At 72.6% G+C, this 1,459-nt stretch carries 1 protein-coding gene; it reads right to left on the reverse strand.

Annotated elements, in window-relative coordinates; genetic code table 11:
• The coding region (locus N5079_RS34950) for a condensation domain-containing protein (RefSeq protein WP_261588512.1) at positions 1-1,459 on the reverse strand (1,459 nt) is incomplete at both ends.

Raw genomic sequence — 1,459 nt, forward strand, 5'->3', positions numbered from 1 at the left:
CTCCGTCACCTGACAGTCCAGCCACACCTGCGGCGTCTGGGAGATGCCCCAGATCTGCCGCCCGAAGGGCAGCTCACCCGCGAGTTCGTCGCTGACGCCGAGGGCGCTGGTGAAGACGACCGGCATGGACGCCATGGGGCTGCCGGTGCGGCGGGCCAGCTCGCGCAGGACCCAGATGGCCGACACCGAGCCGTGCTCCATGCCGTCCCAGATCCGCTCCTGCAGGCCCCTGACGAGGTCGACGACCGTGTCACCCGTCTGGGGCCGGTGCGGGACGAGCAGGAGCGAGGTGAAGTCGCCGAGGATCCGGTGGATGTCGGGGTGGACGTCGCGGCGGTCGAACAGGGTGAGGTTGAGCGTGAGCGACGGCTGGGCGCTCCACGCCGCGAGCACCTCGGCATACGCGGTCGCCAGGACCGACGCGGGGGTCACGCCGTGCTCGCGGGCCCGTTCGCGCAGCGCCTTCCACTGCTCGGCGTCGATCTTCACCTCCCTGCGGGTGAAGCGCGGCGTGCCGATCTGCCCGGGGTCGACGGCCAGCGGCAGCTCGGGCGGCGGCGGCAACTCGGCCAGCCGGTCCGCCCAGTAATCCTGGTCGGCCGGGTCGGGCGCGATACTGAGCAAATAGTCGCGAAACGACACACCGAGCGGCGGCAGCGCCGCACCGGGGTCGGCGTACAGCGCCGCGAGTTCGGTGAAGACGATGACGATGCTGAGAGCGTCCAGGACGATGAAGTCGAAGCTGAAGGCGATTCTGACCTGGTCGCCCTGCCGGACCGCCTCGATCGCCGCCAGCGGCCACCGGCCCGGGTCGGGAATGCGAGCGGACAGCCGTTCGCGCATCTCCGCGAGCTCGTCCTCGCCGCCGTCGGTCACCGGAATCGTCACGTACGGCACGGCCTGCTGGATGCGCTGCCGCCCATCGGCGTCGAAGACGGCCCGCAGCATCTCGTGCCGCGCGATGAGCAGGTTCCAGGCGCGTTCCAGCCGGTCGACGTCGACGTCGGCGCCGTCGAACTCCCAGTACCAGTGCGACCCGACCGCGCCCAGCGCGAACTCGGCCGAGCGTCCCAGCCAGTACGCCCGCTGGACATCCGTCGGGTCGAACGGCTCGTAGCGGTTCGCCGGGTCCGGTTCCAGCGGGGCCGTGGCGGTGGCCGGCGCGCCCGGGCGCAGGAGCGCCGCGAAGTCCTTGAGGCGAGGGTGTTCGAACAGCTCGCGCAGCGAGCCGCCGTAGAGGCCGGCCCGCCGCATCCGGCCGAGCAGCCGGGTGGCGAGCAGGCTGTCGCCGCCGAGGGCGAAGAAGCTCGCCTCCCGGTGGGGGACCGGGCACCCGAGCAGTCCGGCCCAGATCTCCGCGAGCGCGGTCTCGACCTTGCCGCGCGGCGGCCCGGCGGTGACGGCCGCGGCCGCGACACGGCTCTGGAGCAGCCGGGCGACCGCCGGTCGGTCGATCTTT

It is taken from the genome of Planotetraspora sp. A-T 1434, from assembly GCF_025420585.1.
Taxonomy (GTDB): domain Bacteria; phylum Actinomycetota; class Actinomycetes; order Streptosporangiales; family Streptosporangiaceae; genus JAOEGB01.